Source organism: Streptomyces sp. NPDC021224, from assembly GCF_044332905.1.
Taxonomy (GTDB): domain Bacteria; phylum Actinomycetota; class Actinomycetes; order Streptomycetales; family Streptomycetaceae; genus Actinacidiphila.
This window is the reverse complement of the sequence record NZ_JBIRPW010000007.1, coordinates 204,205-222,573: the sequence shown is the minus strand read 5'-3', so window position 1 is coordinate 222,573 and position 18,369 is coordinate 204,205. Positions and strand designations below refer to the sequence as shown.

The following is an 18,369-nucleotide window of genomic DNA, read 5'->3' as shown; positions in this document are numbered from 1 at the left end:
CGCTCGGTGACTCGGCAGAACGAGAAGAGCCATTGCCGGCGGCGCCAGTTGTCCGCTGCACCGCGTCCGGTGGCGTGTCCCGGAGCAGGCTCGGGCGCTCGACCCGGACCACGAGCGGCTGGAGGCGGTAGCTGTCGCGAGCCAGCCCAGCGGGTGACGACCCTGGCCATCGCGGCCGGTAAGGACTCTGCGCGGCCGGTGCAGTGGCGGGACACCGCCGCAGACGAAGCCAGTCTCCTCGGGCACTCACCCGGGGACGAATCCCGGCGCTTCCAAGCACCGACAAGGCTCCCGGGCCGCGCCGCTAGAGGATCGGCTTGCCGCCGGTGACCGCGACGCGAGCGCCGGAGACGTAGGAGGCTTCGTCGGAAGCGAGCAGGACGTAGACGGGGGCGACCTCGGCGGGTTGGCCCGGGCGTTCCAGCGGGACGTTGGAGCCGAATTTCTCGACGTGTTCGGCGGGCATCGTGGCCGGGATGAGCGGGGTCCAGATCGGTCCGGGGGCCACGCTGTTGGCACGGATACCGCGGTCGGCCAGCAGCTGGGCGAGGCTGGCAATCATGTTGGCGATGGCGGCCTTGGTGGCGGCGTAGGGCAGCAGCGTCGGGGAGGGCTGGTCGCTGTTGACCGAGGACGAGCCGATGATCGACGAGCCGGGCCGCATGTGCGGGAGCGCCGCCTTGGTGAGGTGGAACAGCGCGCTGAGGTTCAACGCCAGGGTGTGGTCCCACTCCTCGTCGGGGATCTCCTCCAGGGAAGTCCTGGTCATCTGGTAAGCGGCGTTGCTGACCAGGACGTCGATCCGTCCGAAGGCCTCGACGGCCTCGGCCACGACGGCCTCGGCCACGACGGCCAGGCACTGGGAGGGCTCGGAGAGGTCACCAGGGACCAGCACGGCCTTGCGCCCCGCGTCCTCCACCCACCGCGCGGTATCGCGGGCGTCGTCGTGCTCGTCGAGGTAGGAGATGAGCACGTCCGCACCTTCGCGGGCAAAGGCAATGGCCACGGCTTTCCCGATACCACTGTCGCCGCCGGTGATGATGGCGGCTTTCCCGGCCAGGCGGCCGGAGCCCTGGTAGCTGTGCTCGCCGTGGTTCGGGCGCGGCTCCATCTGCGATTCGGTGCCAGGCGGCTGCTGCTCCTGCGCGGGCTGCGTCATGATTCCCGTGCCTCCTTCGGTTGCGGGCGCCGTACGCCGTGTGATCGAGCGATGTCGGCGCGGGTCTGGGCGAGCGGAGGCCCCGGTTGCTTCCTGAATTCTTTTGCGGGCGCCGGCCTGGAATCGCGAGGCTCTGAGCGGCACACCCAGGGCTTCCTTCACCGCTGCTGCCCACACGGGCCAAGCTGAACCCATCGACCGGGAGCGCCCCGGGCCGGTGCCGGGCGCCTTCTCGAATTCGCCGACGGCCCGGGAGGGATCCCGCGATCGCGGACGCTCCGGCGCCCAACGCCCGCGCCCTGAGGGGAATGGTGATCCTTTCGGATCTCGGGCGGCGCCCGCCGTCGGTTGTACAGCGGGTCGCCACGCGGAAGCGGGTTACGCCATCAGCGGTCGCGTTGTTGCGTCTGCCCCGACGACGGTGAACCACCCGGTGCGACCGCCTCCGGCTCGGGATGCCGGGGGGCGATGAGGTCGAGCAGCCCCTCCGTGCCGCCTCGGGCGAGGGCGGATCGTTGCCTGGCGGCCCCGGTCCCGCCGACGATCAGCTGCTGCACGCCCGCTGTCACCCGGTCGACGTCGCCGAGTTCCTTGAGTGCGGGTGTGATGCGGTCGAGCAGGGCGCCGACAACGTCGGCTGCCGGGAGGGGTGTGTCCGTGCGCGGGTCGACCAGGTCGGCGGTCAGCCCGTGGCGGGCGGCGTGCCAGCCCGCGGCATGCAGCAGGCTGGTCGGTGGATCCAGCGGGGGAACTCCGCGGCGGCCTTCGCACAGGGCGGTCACCACCAGGCCGCGGGTGATTCCGGCGATGGTGACGGCGCTGTCGACGTCCAGCTGTACGTCGGGCGCGCGGACTTCCAGGGTGGGGTAGTCGTCGGACAGCCGGGCTTGCCAGTAGACCTGGCGGCGGTCGGCGATCACGCCGGTGCCCAGCAGAGCGGTGACCCGCTCCTCGTAGTGGGAGGCGCCGGAGAGAAACGGGGGAGGGCCACTGACCGGCCAGCGGCCGAAGACCACAGTGCGCCAGCTGGCGAACCCGGTGTCGTGGCCGCCCCAGAACGGCGAGTTGGCGCCCAGGGCAACCAGAACGGGCAGCCAGGGGCGCAACCGGCCGAGCGCGGCGGCTCCGGCCTGGCGATCGGGGACGGCGACGTGAACGTGCATGCCGCAGATCAGCTGCTCATCGACAAGCTGCGCTGCATCCGCGCGCATCTCCAGGTAGCGCTGCGTACCCGTCACGGGCACTGTCGCCTCGGACATCAGGGGGGCGCCGCCCGTCGAAGCCAGCAGGCAGTCCACGCGGTGTGCCGCGGCTCGCACGGAGCGCCGGAAACTGGTGAGGTGCGCGGCGACCTGCTCGAGGGAGGAGCAGACCGGAGTCGCGACCTCCACCAGCGCCTGGAGCAGTTCGCTGTCGACTGCCTCGCATTTCAACCGCGGTTCGTGATCCGCCGCCATCTGGAGCTGACCGGCGCGCGGTGCCGGCAGCGCGGTCCGGCGGTCGAGCAGCAGGAATTCCTCTTCCACCCCGAGGGTGGCAGCGGGCACCGTAGCCACCAGTCACTCCTGATTCGCCTCGTCGCCGGGCAAGCCCTGCACGCTGTCCGGGATGCAGCTGGACCGGGGAGTCAGTGGTGACCACGGGCAGTGTCGGACGCGCCGCCGAAGAGGCGGGCAACAGCGCGAAACGGCAGTGTCACTACCGTGGCGAGCGCACTGCCGACCTTGCCCAGTACATCTGCGATGGCCTTGAACACAGCTTGTCCTTCCGCCGCGGTTGCTGGCTTTTCCCGGCGCCCGCTGAGCGCCGCTCTCCCTTCGCGTACCCGGAAAGGGGCCGGACATGAGCCGCACATTCGATCATCGTGCGGACGCGATGCCGGCGAGGGGCGCTCGGCTCGTGTCCGATGCGTCCGTAGCTCGGTCCGGAACGGGTAGCCGACGTCATGGACTGAGATGGCAGATGTACAGCGGCCGCTGGCCCTGGTCACCGGGGCGTCGAGCGGCATCGACATGCCGCCCGCAACGAGGGGGCCGTCCTGATCACCTCGTCGATCGCCGCGACGGTGCCAGGGGCCTTTCCAGGCCGTCTACAACGCCTCGAAGTCGTTCCTGCAGTCCTTCGCACTCGCGTTGGACAACGACCTCAAGGACACAGGCGTGAGCGTGACCGCGCTGATGCCGGGTCCGACGGCGGCTCGCCGGCGCAGGCGCGGCTCATGGGCAGGAGGGCGGTGGGACTGCGGGGCCCGGATGCGGTGGATTTCTTCTACGACGAGAAGTATGTGCGCCGCCACCAGGCTGTTCCCGAACCCGTGGTGGGCACGCCGTTCGGCAAGGTCGCCCATGACCTGGTCGCGATGGTGGACGCTTTCGCCACGCTCGGCCCACGGCACTGGCGTGCGCGCCTGGCCCGGGGGCGCCAGGAGGCACGGCTGACGGACCTGGTGAAGGGGGTGCGCGGCGGGACCGTCGAGGCGGCCGAGGGGGCCGTGTCGGCGGTGGTGGCCGGCCACCTCGACCACCGTGACCGCCTGCTGGACGAGCGCACGGCTGCCGTGGAACTGCTCAACATCATCCGGCCTACCGTCGCGGTGAGCTGGTTCGTCGCCTTCGCCGCGCAAGCCCTGGTGGTCCGGCTGGCCGGCCTGGGTGACCGCGTCCCACAGCAGCGTCCGGACATCTCCCTGCGCCGCATTCCCGCCCGCCCGCACAGCGGATTCGTGATCACCGACGTCCAGCACGTCGAGCCGACCTGACCGCCATCGGCCCGTCAGCCAGGCAGAGCGGGACCTCGCGGCCCGGCGAGGACCTGAGCGACCACACCGATGTCGGCCGCCACACGCCAGGCAAGGGCGGTGGGTAGGCGGCGATGGCCGACGCGTGTCGATACCTGACCAGCCGACACCCCGGCCCTGTTCGGCCACAACGTCGCCGAGACGCAGGGCGTGCTGTGGATGCGCATGCTGGACCGCCTTGACGTCCCCGAGCCGCCCCGCGGCCTCCTGGGCCAACCCCACGATCAAGGTCCTGGCCCCCCAGGTGCTGTCGGCGCTGCAGACGAGGGTGGTGCCTCGGCCCCGGCGAGAGAGAACGCGGCTCAGGTCCACCAGCGGTGCCAGCATCTGAGCCGCTTCGAGACTGCCGGTCTCCGCGCCCGCCCGGGAGGCAGCATCCGCCCGGAGCACCCCAGGACGCGCCATGTCCAGCAGGCCTGCGAATGCTGCCACCTCCCTCACCGGAGTCGTCCGCGCCCCGTCCGTGGCGGCTCCAGCGTGAGAGAAGCCATACGTGGGCGCGTAGATACTTGCGCCAATAGGTTGATTCGTCGGATTCGGTGGGGATCGCGTACCGGAAGGGCGGCGGTTTTCGCATGTCGGCTCACACCGTGGGGTCGCGCGACATGGAAGGTCGAGCCGGGGGCAGGCGGCACGGTGATCGCCGCCCCAGTGGCGGCGGACCGCGGGTGCACCGAGGCTGGAGGGGGGCTGTCCAGCGCCTGGCGGAACGATCACGCCGCTGAACTGCGCTTCTCGCCGGAGGTACCCGTGACGACTGCTGCCAGACGGCCCCCCGACCTGGGTGCCCTGTGGACCCTGCCCGGGGTGTACACCCCCCAGGCGGACACCCGCCTGCTCGCCCGGGCCCTGCGCGCCGAAGGCATCGCGCCGGACATGGACGTCCTGGACGTCTGTACGGGCAGCGGCGCGCTGGCTGTGCTGGCCGCGCGCATGGGGGCCCGCGTCTCGGCCACCGACATCTCCCGCCGCGCAGTGATCACTGCCCAGCTCAACGCGGCCCGCGCCGGACAACGCGTTCAGGTGCGGCGCGGCGACCTGTCGGCTCCGTGGGGCGGCCGGACCTTCGACATGGTGGTGAGCAATCCCCCCTACATCCCCGCCCGCGGAACCCGGCCCCCACTGTGGGGACGGGCGCGGGCCTGGGACGCAGGCCGTGACGGCAGGCACGTCGTGGACCGCATCTGCGCGCACGCCCCCTCGCTTCTGCGGCCGCACGGGGTACTGCTGATGGTGCACTCCGGCCTGTGCGACGCCGACACGACCCTTCGGCATCTGACCGCGGCCGGGCTGACCTGCTCGATCACGGACCGGGCATACGTGCCCTTCGGCCGGGTGCTCACCGGGCGGCTGCCATGGCTGCGTGCCCAGGGGCTGATAGGAGCCCACGAGGACAAGGAAGAGCTGGTGGTCATCCGTGCCGAACGAAGCTGATCGCCGCCGACGTGTCACCGTCGACCGAAACGGCCCCGTGCTGATCGAGGGGCCGGTGGAGGTCGTCGCCGACGACGGCACGGTCACCACCTCCGACCGGTTCGTGGTCGCCCTGTGCACCTGCCGCCGCAGCCGCACCTACCCGTGGTGCGACACCAGCCACCGCGCCCGCACCAGGCCCTCGGCTGCTGAACGCCATGGAGGCGGCGAGCCGCGGCCCGGGGAGCGGACATGACGACGACCGCCACCGGCCTGCGCACAGACCCCGTCCTGCCCGCGCCGCGCGGGCCGCTGTCCGCGGGCCTCGTGGCAGCCCTCACCTCCGAGGGCTGTCCCGCCCCCGACCCGCTCGAAGTCGTCGCGGCGGATCCGTACGGCGAGGACCTCCAGCTGGCCCTCTATCTGTGCTACGAGCTGCACTACCGCGGCTTCGCGGGAGTGGCCGAGGACCGCGAATGGGATCCCGCGCTGATGCCGCTGCGCCGAGAGATGGAGGACCGCTTCCTGCGAGCCCTGCGAGCCGATGTCCCCGCGGGCCGGAGCACGGATGAGGCCTTCGGCGAGCTGCTGGTCGAGTCCACCGACCACGAGGGCAGCGTCGCCTACTACTTGGAGCACCACGGCGAGCTGTGGCAACTGCGCGAGTACGCGGCCCTGCGCTCCCTCTACCACCTCAAGGAGGCCGACCCGCACGCCTGGGTGATCCCGCGGCTACGCGGCCGGGCCAAGGCAGGCATGGTGGCGATCGAGTACGACGAGTTCGGCGCCGGGAGGGCGGAGAACATCCACGCCCAGCTCTTCGCCGACCTGATGACCGACCTGGGCCTGGACGCCGAATACGGGCAGTACCTGGAAGCAGCGCCCGCGGCCGCGCTCGCGACCGTCAACATGATGACGCTGTTCGGGCTGCGGCGGGCGCTGCGCGGGGCGCTCGTCGGGCACTTCGCGTGCGTCGAGGTCACCTCATCGCCCGGCTCCCGGCGCCTTGCCGCGGCCATGCGGCGCACCGGGGCAGGGGCTGCCGCCGAACACTTCTACGCCGAGCACGTCGAGGCCGACGCCGTGCACGAGCAGGTCGTACGCCGAGAGGTCATCGGCGGCCTGCTCGCCGACGAACCGCACCTGGAGCCTGACGTCGCCTTCGGCGCGGACGCCACCGTGTTCCTGGAGGACCGGCTCGGGGCCCACCTGCTGAACGCCTGGCGGGCGGGCCGGTCCGCCTTTCGGGGCGCCTGATCCGCAGGGCGGCGGCCCGAAAGCGGTGCCCGTGCCGGCCCCAGCCGGGGTACCTGCAGTGCCCCAGGCACAGTACGGGCTGAACAAGATGACGCTCTGGCGCGGATCTCAGATTTCGCGGTTGTCACGCGGCTCGACGTACGGCTCCTTTCCGGAGGGGTGGCCGCCCTCGATGGCCCGGCTGCGTTCGATCTCCGCGTTGAATTCCAGGCCCAGGAGCAGTGCGATGTTGGAGATCCAGAGCCAGACGAGAAAGATGATGATGGCGGCGAAGGTGCCGTACGTCTTGTTGTAGCTGCTGAAATGGGCCACATAGACGGCGAAGGCAGCGGATGCGACGAGCCAGAGGCCGACGCTCAGCAGGCTGCCTCGGGTCACCCATCTGAAACCGTGCCGGACGTTCGGTGCCGCCCAGTGCAGGACGGCGACCACGAGCGCGAACAGGACGACCATCACGGGCCATTTGGCGACGTTCCATACGGTGACCGCGGTGTCGCCCAGGCCCAGGACGCTTCCGGTCCTGCGGGCCAGCTTTCCGGTGAAGACAATGCCCACCGAGATGGCGGCCAGCATGACGACGATGAACACCGTGATCGCGAAGCGAGTCGGCAGCGTCTTCCATACCGGGCGCCCCTCGCCGATGTCGTACACGGCGTTGCCGGCTCGCATGAAGGCCGCGACATAACCGGAGGCGGACCACAGTGCGACGACGATGCCGACGACCAAGGCGATCACTGCCGACCCCTGGTTGTTCTGCACCTGTTTCACGATGCTGGTCAGGACGGTGCGAACCGGCCCCGGCGCGAGGGTGGCGATGTTGTCGGTCAGCGACCTGACCGCCGAGGGGCCCAGCAACCCCACGATCGACACCAGCGCCAGTGTCGCCGGAAAGATCGCCAGTACCGCGTAGTAGGTGAGCGCCGCGGCCAGGTCGGCCAGGTTGTCGGCCTTGTACTCCTTGAGGGTGCGACGCACGATCCCCCGCCAGGCCCCCTTCGGCAGATTTGACGGCTTCGCGGGTACAGGCTCCGCACGATGCGCACCTTCGGGAGCACCGTCACCGTGCTCCGGGCTGTCCTCGGGCATCGTTCACCCTCCTGGGGCACCTGCATTCCGAGCCCACCTGAGCCGTCAGGTGGCCGACGACTTGCTGCATGCGTCGACCCACAGGCGACGCCGCTCCTTCTCATCAGACAGTGGCGGACCGAACCCCCGCAACCGCGGTCGGCCACCGGAGCCACCCCCCGGGACTCCGCAGCCCGGACGGCGGGGAGGTGTGCTGGACCCTTTCCGCCCGACCGCGCAGGCGCCCCGGGTCGCCGCCGCGTCGCTCCCGGGGGTTCGCATGGGTCGCCCCGGTGCAATCACTACAGAAGCGGCAATTCGCCGTTTACCCTACCCTGACCTGCATGGAAGCTGCTGCCGCGTATCCGTAAATTTATGCTTCCGGGAAAAGTCAGCAAGTTGTATGCGTCGTTTCCAATCCACCGGGATGGAGTTCGTCCCCGCGCAGCCCGACCTGGCGGGTGGCTATGCCCAAAGGCATAGCCACCCGCTTGCCATCGACCGATGTACCGCGGCCGCCGGGCGTCGATGCTGGTCACATGATTGAAGTCGTAGGCCTTACGAAACGGTTCGGCCCGATGACAGCGGTGGACGAGCTGTCGGTGACCATCGCCTCGGGGCGCGTCACGGCGCTGCTCGGCCCGAACGGGGCAGGGAAGTCCACCGTGATGCGGATGGTCCTCGGCCTGGACCACCCCACGTCGGGCACCGCGCTGATCGACGGCCGTCCGTACGGCTCGCTGCGCCACCCGCTGCGCACCGTGGGCGCGCACCTGGACGCGCGGGCGTTCCACCCGCGGCGCACCGCCCGCGCGAACCTGCTCGCGCTCGCCCGCTACTCCGGTATCGGGCGCAGGCGGGTCGAGGAGGTGCTGGCCGAGACCGGGCTCGCCGAGGTGTCCAGCCGCCGGGCCGGCGGCTTCTCGCTGGGCATGGGCCAGCGGTTGGGCATCGCAGCGGCGCTGCTCGGCGACCCGCAGACGCTCATCCTGGACGAACCGGTCAACGGCCTCGACGCGGACGGCGTGCGCTGGGTCCGCGACCTGACACGCCGCTGGGCCGCCGAAGGCCGTACGGTGCTGATCTCCAGCCACCTGATGAGCGAGATCGCGGTGTCTGCGGACCACGTGGTGGTGATCGGCCGCGGCAAGCTGCTCGCCGACGCCCCCTTGGAGGAGATGACCGCCCGCCACGACTCCTACGTGGAGGTCGAGGCCGCCGACGAGGCCGGGTGCGCCCGCCTGGTGGCCGTGGTCGCAGCACGAGGCGTCATACGCCTCGGACCGCGCCGGCTGCGCGTGCCCGGCGCGGTCGCCGCGTTGATCGGGCAGCAGGCGCACGAGGCGGCAGTGGTCCTGCACGAACTGCACACCAACCGGGTGAGCCTGGAGGAGGCGTACATGGACCTGGTACGCGACGACGTCGAGTTCCGGACGGTCGCACCGAGCCGGCAGCAGGAGGTGGCGGTATGACGGCGCTGCCGATCCGGTGGAGCGAGGCCGTCCGGGCGGAGTGGGGCAAGACGTGGTCGCTGCGTGCCCCCTGGTGGTGCGTGGCAAGCGCGGTGCTGCTTACGGCCGCCGTAGCCTCCTCGCTCGGGAACGACTTCGTCCTGGACGTCCGCAACGGCCACCACTCGGCCGGTGCGGTGATGCAGGTCACCGACGCGCTCGGACCCGCCGTGCAGCTTGGGCAGCTCGCCCTGTTCGCGCTCGCGATGGTCGTCGTGACGTCGGAGTACGCGACCGGAACGATCCGCTCGACCCTGCTCGCCCGCCCGCAGCGCGCCGATGTGCTCACCGGCAAGACGGTCGTGACCGGCCTGGTCGGCCTGGTCGCGGGCGCGGCGCTCGGTGCCGCCGGCTGGGCGTCGACGGAGCTCGCCCTCGGCAGCCACGCAGCGAACACCTCGCCGGCTGCCGAGGTCGTCGCGCGGGTCGCCGTGACGGTGGCCCTCGGGTGCGTACTGACCACCGCGATCTCCTCGGTGGTGCGCAGCGGCGCGGGCGCGCTGACCGTCGCGTTCGTACTGCTGGTGGGGCTCAGCGTGCTCAGCAATCCGGTGGGCGCGTACATGCCGGCGGGCGCCGCGACGGCGTTCGTGGCAGGCGACGCCTCGGAGTACCCGTCCTGGGTCGGCGCACTGGTCATGCTCGGCTGGGCGGCAGTGGCGCAGACCGCGGCGATGGTGCTGCTCAGCCGACGGGACGCCTGAGGTGTGCTGGCCTGCCCCTGAGCGGCGGAACTAGGCTGGCGGCATGCACGGATGGGGGCAGTGGTACCTGCTGCCTGCGTCGGCCCTCGCGGTCGTCTCGTACGTCCTCGGGCGGCGCGGTGCGACCTGGGCGGTGACGGTGCTGCTTGCCCTGTGCGAGGCGGCGAGCACCGTCGCCGTGGCGACCACGCACGACACGCTCGGCTGGCTGGTCGACCAGGTCGTGATCGTGGCCTGTGGGGTGTTCGGGGCGCTGGCCGGATCGTACCGTCGGCTGCGCCACGAACTGACCGCGCAGGGCTGGTCCCGGGCGGGCGCGGCGCAGACCGAGGCCCGGCTGCGGGAGCGGGCCCGGATCGCAGCCGAGATCCACGACACCCTCGGCCACGAGTTGAGCCTGCTGGCGCTGCGCGCGGGGGGCATCCAGGTCACCGCGACCGACCCGGCGGTCCGCGAGCAGGCTTCGGAGCTGCGGGCGGGTGCCGCCGAGGCGATCACGAAGGTGCGCAGGCTCGTCGACCTGCTCGGGGAGGACCCCTCCGCCGGAGCGGACCTCGGGGAGCTGGTGGCCCGGCACCGCGCAGCCGGGACGGCGGTGTCCCTTCATGGAGACCTGCCGGCGGACACATCCGCCGCCGCACGTCGGGCCGTCCACGGCGTCGTGCAGCAGGCGCTCGCGAACGTCGCGCAGCACGCGCCGGGCGAGGCGGTCAGCATCGAACTGGAGGCGCCGGGCGGCGGCGCGGAGCGGGACGGCACCGTGACGGGCGGTCGCACGACGCCACGCGGTCGCCGGGCGCCGGGCGACGTCGTGACGGTCCGGGTGACCAACGCGTGCCCGCTCAGGCCGCCGTCGCCGCGACCCGGGACCGGCCTTGCGGCGATGGCGGAGCGGCTGCGCCTGCTCGGCGGTTCGCTGCGTACCGAGCGGCGCGGGGGCCGGTTCGAACTGGAGGCCCGACTGCCCCGCCGGGCCGAGGCGGCCCCGGTGGTCGCTGCCGGCGCGGACCCGGAGGTCGCCGTTGAGTACCGGCTCCGCCGCCGGCGGGCGCGCACGGCTCTGCTCGCGAGCGTGCTCGCCCCACCAGCGGTGCTCGTCGTGCTGGCCAGCGGCTTCTACGCCTGGTCGGTGCACGGCGCGACCATCGAGTACCGCGACCTCGCCCGGCTCCACGTCGGAATGAGCGAGAGTGCCGCCGACGAGATCCTGCCGCAGCGTCAGTCCCCGGTGTGGTTCGGGCAGCGGACCGGCGGCGACTGCAGGTACTACACGGACGGCAACTACCCTCTGGCCTACGGCAACTACCGCATCTGCTTCCGCGACGGGCGTATCAGCTCCATCAGCGGCCCTGAGGAGAAGAGCCCGTGATGCCAACGCCAGGATCGATCCCCGCCCGACCGGGCGCCGCGGCGCCCTCCACAGCCGGTGCGGCCGGTGCGCTGCCCGGCACACCCGGGCGGCCGATCCGGGTCGTGGTGGCCGACGACGAGCCGATGGTGCGCGTCGGCCTTCGGACGATCCTGCAGGCCGACGGCACGATCGAGGTGGTCGCCGAGGCGGGCGACGGCCGCGCCGCGGTGGAGGCCGTGGCACGGCACCGGCCGGACGTGGTGCTGCTCGACATCCAGATGCCGGGCACCGACGGGCTCGCCGCAGCGGCAAACGTCCGCTCCGGGCACCCGAACGTCCGCGTCGTGATGGTCACCACCTTCGACGACGACGGCTACATCGCTCGAGCGGTTGAGCTGAACGTCGACGGCTTCCTGCTCAAGTCAGCCGACCCGCACGACCTGATCGGCGGCGTCAAGGCGGCTGTGGCCGGCGGCACGGCCCTGTCGCCGACCGTGGCCCGACGCGTCCTCAACGCGCTCGACCGCGGTCGGCTGCAACGGCATGCCGCGGCCCGCCGCGCCGTCGAGTCGCTGACCGCGCGGGAGCGGGACGTGCTGGTCCTGGTCGGCCACGGTCTGTCGAATGCCCAGATCGCCCGCCGCCTCCACCTCGTCGAGGGCACCGTGAAGATCCACGTCAGCGCGATCCTCATGAAGCTCGGGGCGGACAACCGCGTGCAGGCAGCCATTGTCGCGTACCAGTCCGGCCTGACCGAGCCCGAAGGAACCTGACACCGGGGCCCCGCGATCCGCGCTCACTTCCGCGACCACCGCGGATGCCGCAGGCCGGCTGCGGTATCTGCGGCGTACGGCGCGGCTGTCGGCGGCGCAGGCGATGAAGCTGGACGCGGTGTGGCGCCCGGCGTCGCCGGGCCATCCGTGGGAGGGGCGGCGGTTCTAGGGGGCGTGGGGGTCGCGCGAGGCGGCTGCGTGGCCGGACCTGCCGGTGGGGTGCGGGGGGAAGGGGGCGGACGGCAGTTCAGGAGGTGCTGCCCGCCCCCCGACGGATGGCCGGTCAGGATTCAGCGGACGGCCCCATCGCTCCCGGGTCGGAGCGGACGGCGGGCGGAACCGATATGCCAGAGGTGCCGCCTTCGGCGTCCCCCGTGTCAGCGGCGTCGGGCCGGGTGATCAGCGGCGGGATGCCGGGGCGCTGCATGAGTGCGCGGCCCTGGTCGCCGGTGGCGTTGTCGTCCTCGGGACTGACCGGCGAACTGTACGACAGGCCGGGTGGCCGTGTCCGGCAGGCAGCCGACCGGGATACGGAACCGACCGCGACGCAGCCCGGACGCTCCTGGCCCAGCTGCGGCACCGGCACCGACGGCTCACGCGGGTTTGGGCGGACGGCGGCTACGGAACCGGCACGAGCCCGAGTACGGCCGCGAGCTGCCCGGAGTCCATCGCTTCTCCGCCCGCCCCGCCAAGGGCCTTCATGATCCGCCGGTAGTCCAGAGCCGACACGCTCGCGTCGAGCCGCCCCGCCGCACCTGGGTCAGAAGTGCCGCGACCCCGCCCAAAGGGCTTCACGGTGATCCCGCGACGCCGGGCCGTCGAGCGGACCTTCAGCTGGCTCAGACGCGCAGCCAGCCGCGCTCGCGGGCGACTGCCGCCGTGGCGTGCAGCAGGTGGGCCACCGCGGGGCGTGGGGTGTTGCCGCGGGTCAGCAGGCAGATCTCAATCGTCTCGGCGGGGCTGAGGGGGCGCCAGGCCAGGCCGGTGGGCAGGCTGGGAAGGGTGGAGGCGCCGACGACGGTGACGGCCTTGCCCTGTGCCACCGGGGTGTGCGCGGTGTCGAAGAGGCGACGCGGCAGGAACTCGGGGCTGATGCCGGCGCGCTGGAAGATGGCGGTGATGGCGTCGTGGTGGCCGGGATTGGCTTCCCGCGGGTGCAGCAGGATCGCCTCGTTGGCCAGTGCGGCCACCGGCAGATCGCTCCGGGCGGCGAGTGGATGTCCCTGGTGCATCAGCACGCCCTGCGGCTCCAGCCGCACGAGGGTGCGTACCAATTGCGGGGTGGGTGGCGGGCAGCGCAGCAGGGCGGCATCCAGGGTGCCGTCGGCGACGGCCGCCAGGAGCTCCGCGGTGGACAACAGCGTGGCGTCCACGGTGATGCCGGGGTTGGTCTCGGCCAGCCGCTCCAGGAGGGCCGGGGCGGTCTCGTAGCCGGTGCCGGCGCTGTAGCCGAAGGACAAGCTCCCATGGGCGCCGGCGGCGAAACCCCGCACCTCGCGCCACAGCCGGTCCGCCTCGTCGACGAGGGCCTGGCCGCGTTCCATCAGCATCCGACCGGCCTCGGTCGGCTCCACGTACTGCGTGGTGCGTTCCAGCAGCCGCACACCCATTTCCTTCTCCAGCTCGCGTATTTGGCGGCTCAAAGCGGGTTGGGCTGTCAGCAGCCGGGCGGCGGCACGGGTGAAGCTCCGCTCCTCTGCCACCGCCAGGAAGTAGCGAAGACGACGAAGTTCTGCCATGCGACGCATCCTACGCCCTACGCCCCGGCTTGAACTGGGCTTATGCCGTCCTGGTATCGGGTCGGCCAAAACAGGTCTTTCCGCTCGGCAATGCGGCGGGCCTAAGTTCGAGGCAACGGAAGAAACACCTCCTCAGAAGGCAGAAAACGATGAGCACCCAGGAACTGACCGCCACCAGCAAGGCCGTCGTCCAGGCATACATGGACACCCTGACGGCCGGCGACATCGACGCCCTGCGCGGCTTCTTCACCGCCGAATCGACCTGGACGCTCGCCGGCGACCTGCCCCTGTCCGGCACCTGGACCGGGCCGGTGGAGATCCTGGAGGAGTTCGTGCCGCAGATGGTGGCCCGGCTGCGGCCGGAGACGATGGAGTTCAGCTTCGACGGCGTGATCGCCGAGGGCGACAAGGTGCTCGCCGAATGGAACACCGTCGCCCAGGCCAGGACGGGCGGCCGCTACGACCAGCACTGCCTGGCCGTCTTCACCATCTGCGATGGCAAGATCGCGGCGGTGCGGGAGTACTTCGACACCCTGCATGCCAAGACCGTCGTCTTCGCCGAGCCTGATCCGAGCGCCGTGGTGCTGCGCTACTTCGAGGCTCTGGCGGCCGGTGACCAGGATGTCATCCGTGACTCCTGGGCCCCGGACGGCAGCTGCTGGTACGGGGGCGATCTGCCGATCTCGGGAACCTGGCAGGGCCGCGACCAGGTGATCGACGGCTTCCTCGCCACTGCCTTTGCCCACCTCGACCCGGAGCTGGAGATCGGCATCAAGGTCACCAACCATTTCGGGGCCGGCGAGCAGGTGCTGGTCGAGTGGGACTCCTGGGCCACCGGAAAGACCGGCCGCCCGTACCGCGAGAACAACGTCGGCGTCTTCACCGTCCGCGACGGCAAGATCACGAACATGCGCGAGTACGCCGACACCCAGCACTGGCACCAAGCGCTCGTCGCCTGAAACCGGCCCGCCGTCAGCACACTTGAGAGGACAGCAGGAACATGAAGGCGATACTGCCCGGCGCGGCCGGCGACACCGACGAGCCAGTCACCCTCGGTGAGGCCCCTGAGCCCGAACCCGCCGACGACGAAGCGGTGGTCGCGGTGGAGGCGTTCTCGGTCAACCGCGGCGAGACCTTCCAGCTCGACGGCGGCCTGGCCCGCCGCTGGAACGGATGGCGGCCCGGCAAGGACGTCGCCGGCACTGTGGTGCGGGCCGCGGCCGACGGCAGCGGGCCGGCCGCCGGCACCCGCGTGGTCGGCCACCCGCCCGCCTACGGTTGGGCCGAGCGGGTCGCCGTGCCGACCGCCGACCTCGCCGAACTGCCCGACAACGTCGACGCAGTCACCGCCGCCGCACTGCCGCTCGCCGGCATCACCGCGCTGCGGCTGCTGCGCGCCGCCGGACCGCTCGCAGGCCTCCGGCTGCTGATCACCGGGGCCAGCGGCGGGGTAGGGCACTACGTCACCGAGCTGGCAGCCGCCTCCGGCGCCGCCGTCACGGCCGTCAGCGCCACCGCCGAACGCGGCGCGAAACTGCTGGAGCTCGGCGCCGCCGAACTGGTCACCTCCGTCGTGGAAGCCACGGGCCCCTACGACGTGGTGCTGGAGTCGGTCGGGGGCGACAGCCTGCCCGTCGCGCTGACCAGGCTCGCCCCCGGCGGGCAGCTGGTGTGGTTCGGCCAGGCCAGCCGCGAGCCCGTCACACTGAACTTCTTCGACTTCTTCAAAGGCCCCAACCAAGCCCGGATCACGCACTTCGACTACACGACATCGGATGCGACCTACGGCCAGGACCTCACCGCCCTGGTGCGCCTGGTCGCCTCCGGCCGGCTGCACCCGGAGATCGGCTCGATCCGGGACTGGGCCCGCACGGCCGATGCCATCGCCGACCTCCGCGGTCGCCGGACGCGCGGCAACGCGGTCCTGACCGTCGGCTGAGCTGGGGAACCACGGAAGTCGCCGACCGCTGGCACCTGCTCCAAAACCTTGCCGTCGCACTGGAGAAGACCTGCCACCAGCGTCGAGCCTGCCTGCGCGAACGCGTCGACGAGGTGACGAGCCGTACTCGATCACTCTTCGTTGCCGTGATGCCGTGGCTGCACGACAGCATCGTCAGCGGGGTCGCCACCTGCTGTCCCAGGCCACTTCACGGAACTCCGGGCAGAGCCGTTTTCGACCGTCATCATCATGTCGAGCAGCCACGGGGACCAGGGCACCTGCGCTGTCGCAGGCCAGAAGACGAGGAGCTCGGCACCTGATGCGCGGAACGGGTCCGAGTTATGCGTCGAGGTAGCGGTGTCTGGCGTCGGCGGGCGACAGGACGAGCCTGCCGTCGCGTACCTGCCACTCCGTCGTCCCCTGGACCTCGTGGCGGGAGAGGAGCAGACCCCGGACAAGGTCCCCGTCGTCGTCGGAGGCCGGGATCCGGGCGATCTCGGTGACCTGCTGCGCGAGCCACTCCAGGGCGGACTCGCGGATGTCGGCGCCGTAGAAGAGGTAGTGCGTCCAGTTGGCCTGCCGCCGGGGTGTGCTCCATCCGCTGGAGTAATGGCCGTCCTCGTGGGACGAGATGATCTCCTGGGCCGCGGCGAACTGCTTCTCGTCGCACTCCAGCCATCCTCTGACCGAAACGTATACCCCCATGTGTCCGTCTCCGGTCCGGCCGGCTATTCGGGGAACGGGCCGCGGACGGAGACTCCTCCGTCCAGGACGATCTGCTGGCCGGTGATGTAGCGTGCCGCGTTGGACCCCAGGTAGACGGCAGCCTCGGCCATCTCCTCGGAGGTGCCGTAGCGGCCCGCCGGGATCTCCGGGACCCACTCGCCGGAGGGCCCGGCGTCGTTGACCGCGGTGCTGATCGCTCCCCCCGCGACGACGTTCATGCGGATGCCGTCGGCCGCGTACTCGGCCGCGACGGTGCGCGCCAGGCTGGAAAGGCCGGCCTTCGCCGCGCCGTACCCGGCCTGTTTCGGCGCGGCCATGAATCCGGTGACCGAGCCGATGCCGACGATGCTTCCGCCTGTCCCCTGTTCCAGGAACAGGCGCAGTACGTGCCGTACCGCGCGGACCACGTAACGCAGGTTCAGTTCGTAGACGGTGTCCCAGTCCTCGTCTTCCATCTCGTGGAGCTTGACAGCGGGAACGAACGCCATCTGCCCGCCGACCACCGTGACCAGAATGTCGAGGCCGCCGAGCCGTTCCGCCGCCCCGGCGATCACGCTGTCGAGTTGGTCGCGTGAGCGGACGTCACCGCTCACCGCATGAGCGGTGTGCCCGGCCGTCCGCACCTCCTCTGCGGCCTGGGCCGCCCGACCCGCGTCGATGTCGGCGACCACCACGTGCGCCCCGGCCGCGGCGTAGGCACGGACGACGGCTCGACCGATCCCCGCTCCGCCACCGCCGATCACCAGAGCCCTCTTGCCGTCGAGTCTGCCCGCTTCAGCCATGGACTCCCCCTTCTCGTCGAGTTGCCAGCCGTGATAGCGCCGCGCGCTCGCTCCCTCTTCCCGTCTCCGCGGACGCGGCAGCTCGTGAAGCAGCCACGCAGCTCCGGCGGGACGCGTTCCACCCCGCTGCCCGCCGCGCCGGAAGGTTCCGGGCGAGGGTCGCCGGCCCTCTGTCCCGGGTCGGGCGGAGGTCACGCCGAGGCGAAGTCGCAGTACATCACGTGGAGTCCGACACGGCCGAGCGCCGGATGTTCGAACGCACCGGGGACTGTTCCGACGATGGTGAAACCGAGGGACTCGTAGAGGTGGACCGCGGAGAGGTTCGAGGCGGCCACTGCGTTGAACTGCACTCCCGCGTAGCCGTTGCGGCGCGCCCAGTCCAGGGAGTAGCCGCACAGGTGCCGCCCCACCCCACGGCCGCGGGCGTCGGCTGCGACCATGAAGCTGGCAGTGGCCACGTGGGCGCCGGGTCCGGGCCGGTTGCGCCCCATCTTCGCAGTGCCGACAACCTGCCCGTGTTCCGTCACGGCGACCACGGTCAACCCGCTGGCGTCGCCAGGTTCGATCCAGCCGTGCCGGGCCTCGGTTTCACTCATCGCCGGATCGTAGGTGAAGGTGTCGGCGGCACGGACCACCTCACGGACGATCGGCCAGACCTCGGCCCAGTCCTCCTGCTCGAAAACCCTGACGGTCACGCCGGTGCCCATGGTCTGTTTTCCTTCGGGTGAGTGGTTTGCCGATGGTAACTGAGCCTGTCGGGCCCCCGTGACCGGGGAACCGGGCGCGTGCGACCTGCGCGAAGTCGTGAACGCGCTGCTCCATCAGAACCGGACGGACTGCCAGCGGCGGCTTCTGCCGCACGACCTCCCGGCCTGCTCGGCGGTGTTCTACTCCTTCACCCTGTGACGCCAGAACGGCCTCGACCAGCAGGTCCAGGAGGCCCTGCGGTGCCAGGCGCGGGAGGCGGGCCGGAGGATGAGAGACCCGTCCCCGGTGGTCATCGACACCCAGTCAGTCCGTGTGGCGGCCGGGGTGCCGAAGGAGACGACGACTACGACCACCGCCCCGGCAACGCGGCCTCCCGCGTCCGCTGGGCCTCCACCGTGGGCATGCCCACCGCCTCACCGTCCCCACCTCCGCCTGGCGGGACGAG

Annotated in this window: 19 protein-coding genes; 11 read left to right on the top strand and 8 right to left on the bottom strand. The window is 71.4% G+C overall.

The features are described 5' to 3' along the window. Nucleotides 1-304 precede the first annotated feature (304 nt). From ACH4PY_RS19760 to ACH4PY_RS19750, 3 genes are all read right to left on the bottom strand, one after another. The gene (locus ACH4PY_RS19760; protein ID WP_398184023.1) at nt 305-1,159 is read right to left on the bottom strand and encodes an SDR family oxidoreductase; all 855 of its coding nucleotides are present in this window, start codon (nt 1,157-1,159) and stop codon (nt 305-307) included. Nucleotides 1,160-1,545: 386 nt separating this feature from the next. Next, nucleotides 1,546-2,715 (bottom strand): glutamate--cysteine ligase, encoded by a 1,170-nt coding sequence (locus ACH4PY_RS19755; protein WP_398184020.1) that lies wholly within the window; start codon nt 2,713-2,715, stop codon nt 1,546-1,548. A 71-nt stretch (nt 2,716-2,786) separates the two neighbouring features. Then, nucleotides 2,787-2,915 carry an LPFR motif small protein gene (locus ACH4PY_RS19750; protein WP_398184017.1) on the bottom strand — a complete coding sequence of 43 codons (129 nt, stop codon included), beginning with the start codon at nt 2,913-2,915 and terminating at the stop codon, nt 2,787-2,789. A gap of 477 nt (nt 2,916-3,392) precedes the next feature. Between ACH4PY_RS19750 and ACH4PY_RS19745 the strand changes: the two genes are divergently transcribed. The 4 genes from ACH4PY_RS19745 to ACH4PY_RS19730 all read left to right on the top strand — a co-directional run bounded on the left by ACH4PY_RS19745 (nt 3,393) and on the right by ACH4PY_RS19730 (nt 6,626). After that, the gene (locus ACH4PY_RS19745; RefSeq protein WP_398184699.1) at nt 3,393-3,917 is read left to right on the top strand and encodes a hypothetical protein; all 525 of its coding nucleotides are present in this window, start codon (nt 3,393-3,395) and stop codon (nt 3,915-3,917) included. A gap of 789 nt (nt 3,918-4,706) precedes the next feature. After that, nucleotides 4,707-5,390 (top strand): HemK2/MTQ2 family protein methyltransferase, encoded by a 684-nt coding sequence (locus ACH4PY_RS19740; RefSeq protein WP_398184014.1) that lies wholly within the window; start codon nt 4,707-4,709, stop codon nt 5,388-5,390. A 37-nt stretch (nt 5,391-5,427) separates the two neighbouring features. Then, on the top strand, nt 5,428-5,625 hold the full coding sequence (locus ACH4PY_RS19735) for a CDGSH iron-sulfur domain-containing protein (RefSeq protein ID WP_398184012.1): 198 nt from the start codon (nt 5,428-5,430) through the stop codon (nt 5,623-5,625). Further along, nucleotides 5,622-6,626, top strand: coding sequence for an iron-containing redox enzyme family protein (locus tag ACH4PY_RS19730; protein ID WP_398184009.1), 1,005 nt, complete (start codon nt 5,622-5,624; stop codon nt 6,624-6,626). Before ACH4PY_RS19735 ends, ACH4PY_RS19730 begins: the two co-directional genes overlap by 4 nt. A gap of 108 nt (nt 6,627-6,734) precedes the next feature. Here ACH4PY_RS19730 and ACH4PY_RS19725 read toward each other — a convergent pair whose 3' ends face one another. After that, entirely contained in the window at nt 6,735-7,712 is a 978-nt protein-coding gene (locus tag ACH4PY_RS19725; protein ID WP_398184006.1) for a YihY/virulence factor BrkB family protein, read from the bottom strand. 557 nt (nt 7,713-8,269) lie between these two features. Between ACH4PY_RS19725 and ACH4PY_RS19720 the strand changes: the two genes are divergently transcribed. The 4 genes from ACH4PY_RS19720 to ACH4PY_RS19705 all read left to right on the top strand — a co-directional run bounded on the left by ACH4PY_RS19720 (nt 8,270) and on the right by ACH4PY_RS19705 (nt 12,030). Beyond that, nucleotides 8,270-9,163: an ATP-binding cassette domain-containing protein gene (locus ACH4PY_RS19720; protein ID WP_398184003.1), complete on the top strand. Its 894-nt coding sequence runs from the start codon at nt 8,270-8,272 to the stop codon at nt 9,161-9,163. Further along, nucleotides 9,160-9,906, top strand: coding sequence for an ABC transporter permease subunit (locus ACH4PY_RS19715; protein WP_398184000.1), 747 nt, complete (start codon nt 9,160-9,162; stop codon nt 9,904-9,906). The genes ACH4PY_RS19720 and ACH4PY_RS19715 overlap by 4 nt, the downstream gene beginning before the upstream one ends. Before the next feature lie 43 nt (nt 9,907-9,949). After that, nucleotides 9,950-11,275: a sensor histidine kinase gene (locus ACH4PY_RS19710; RefSeq protein WP_398183998.1), complete on the top strand. Its 1,326-nt coding sequence runs from the start codon at nt 9,950-9,952 to the stop codon at nt 11,273-11,275. A 125-nt stretch (nt 11,276-11,400) separates the two neighbouring features. Further along, nucleotides 11,401-12,030, top strand: a complete 630-nt coding sequence (locus tag ACH4PY_RS19705) for a response regulator (protein WP_398184655.1) — start codon at nt 11,401-11,403, stop codon at nt 12,028-12,030. A gap of 839 nt (nt 12,031-12,869) precedes the next feature. Here the strand turns inward: ACH4PY_RS19705 and ACH4PY_RS19700 are convergent. Continuing rightward, a complete protein-coding gene (locus ACH4PY_RS19700) occupies nt 12,870-13,769 on the bottom strand; it encodes a LysR substrate-binding domain-containing protein (RefSeq protein ID WP_398183995.1) in 900 nt (299 codons plus the stop codon). A 149-nt stretch (nt 13,770-13,918) separates the two neighbouring features. Here ACH4PY_RS19700 and ACH4PY_RS19695 point away from each other — a divergent pair, with 149 nt between their 5' ends. Both ACH4PY_RS19695 and ACH4PY_RS19690 read left to right on the top strand, forming a co-directional pair. Next, nucleotides 13,919-14,728, top strand: a complete 810-nt coding sequence (locus ACH4PY_RS19695) for a nuclear transport factor 2 family protein (RefSeq protein ID WP_398183992.1) — start codon at nt 13,919-13,921, stop codon at nt 14,726-14,728. Nucleotides 14,729-14,769: 41 nt separating this feature from the next. Then, nucleotides 14,770-15,708, top strand: coding sequence for a zinc-binding dehydrogenase (locus tag ACH4PY_RS19690; protein ID WP_398183990.1), 939 nt, complete (start codon nt 14,770-14,772; stop codon nt 15,706-15,708). Nucleotides 15,709-16,047: 339 nt separating this feature from the next. Here ACH4PY_RS19690 and ACH4PY_RS19685 read toward each other — a convergent pair whose 3' ends face one another. The 3 genes from ACH4PY_RS19685 to ACH4PY_RS19675 form a co-directional block, all read right to left on the bottom strand. After that, nucleotides 16,048-16,413 (bottom strand): hypothetical protein, encoded by a 366-nt coding sequence (locus ACH4PY_RS19685; RefSeq protein WP_398183988.1) that lies wholly within the window; start codon nt 16,411-16,413, stop codon nt 16,048-16,050. Nucleotides 16,414-16,436: 23 nt separating this feature from the next. Further along, nucleotides 16,437-17,216, bottom strand: a complete 780-nt coding sequence (locus ACH4PY_RS19680) for an SDR family NAD(P)-dependent oxidoreductase (protein WP_398183985.1) — start codon at nt 17,214-17,216, stop codon at nt 16,437-16,439. A 191-nt stretch (nt 17,217-17,407) separates the two neighbouring features. Beyond that, on the bottom strand, nt 17,408-17,923 hold the full coding sequence (locus tag ACH4PY_RS19675) for a GNAT family N-acetyltransferase (RefSeq protein ID WP_398183982.1): 516 nt from the start codon (nt 17,921-17,923) through the stop codon (nt 17,408-17,410). Nucleotides 17,924-17,981: 58 nt separating this feature from the next. On the opposite strand from ACH4PY_RS19675, the gene ACH4PY_RS19670 reads away from it, so the two are divergent. After that, nucleotides 17,982-18,122, top strand: coding sequence for a transposase (locus tag ACH4PY_RS19670; protein WP_398183980.1), 141 nt, complete (start codon nt 17,982-17,984; stop codon nt 18,120-18,122). Nucleotides 18,123-18,369 lie beyond the last annotated feature (247 nt).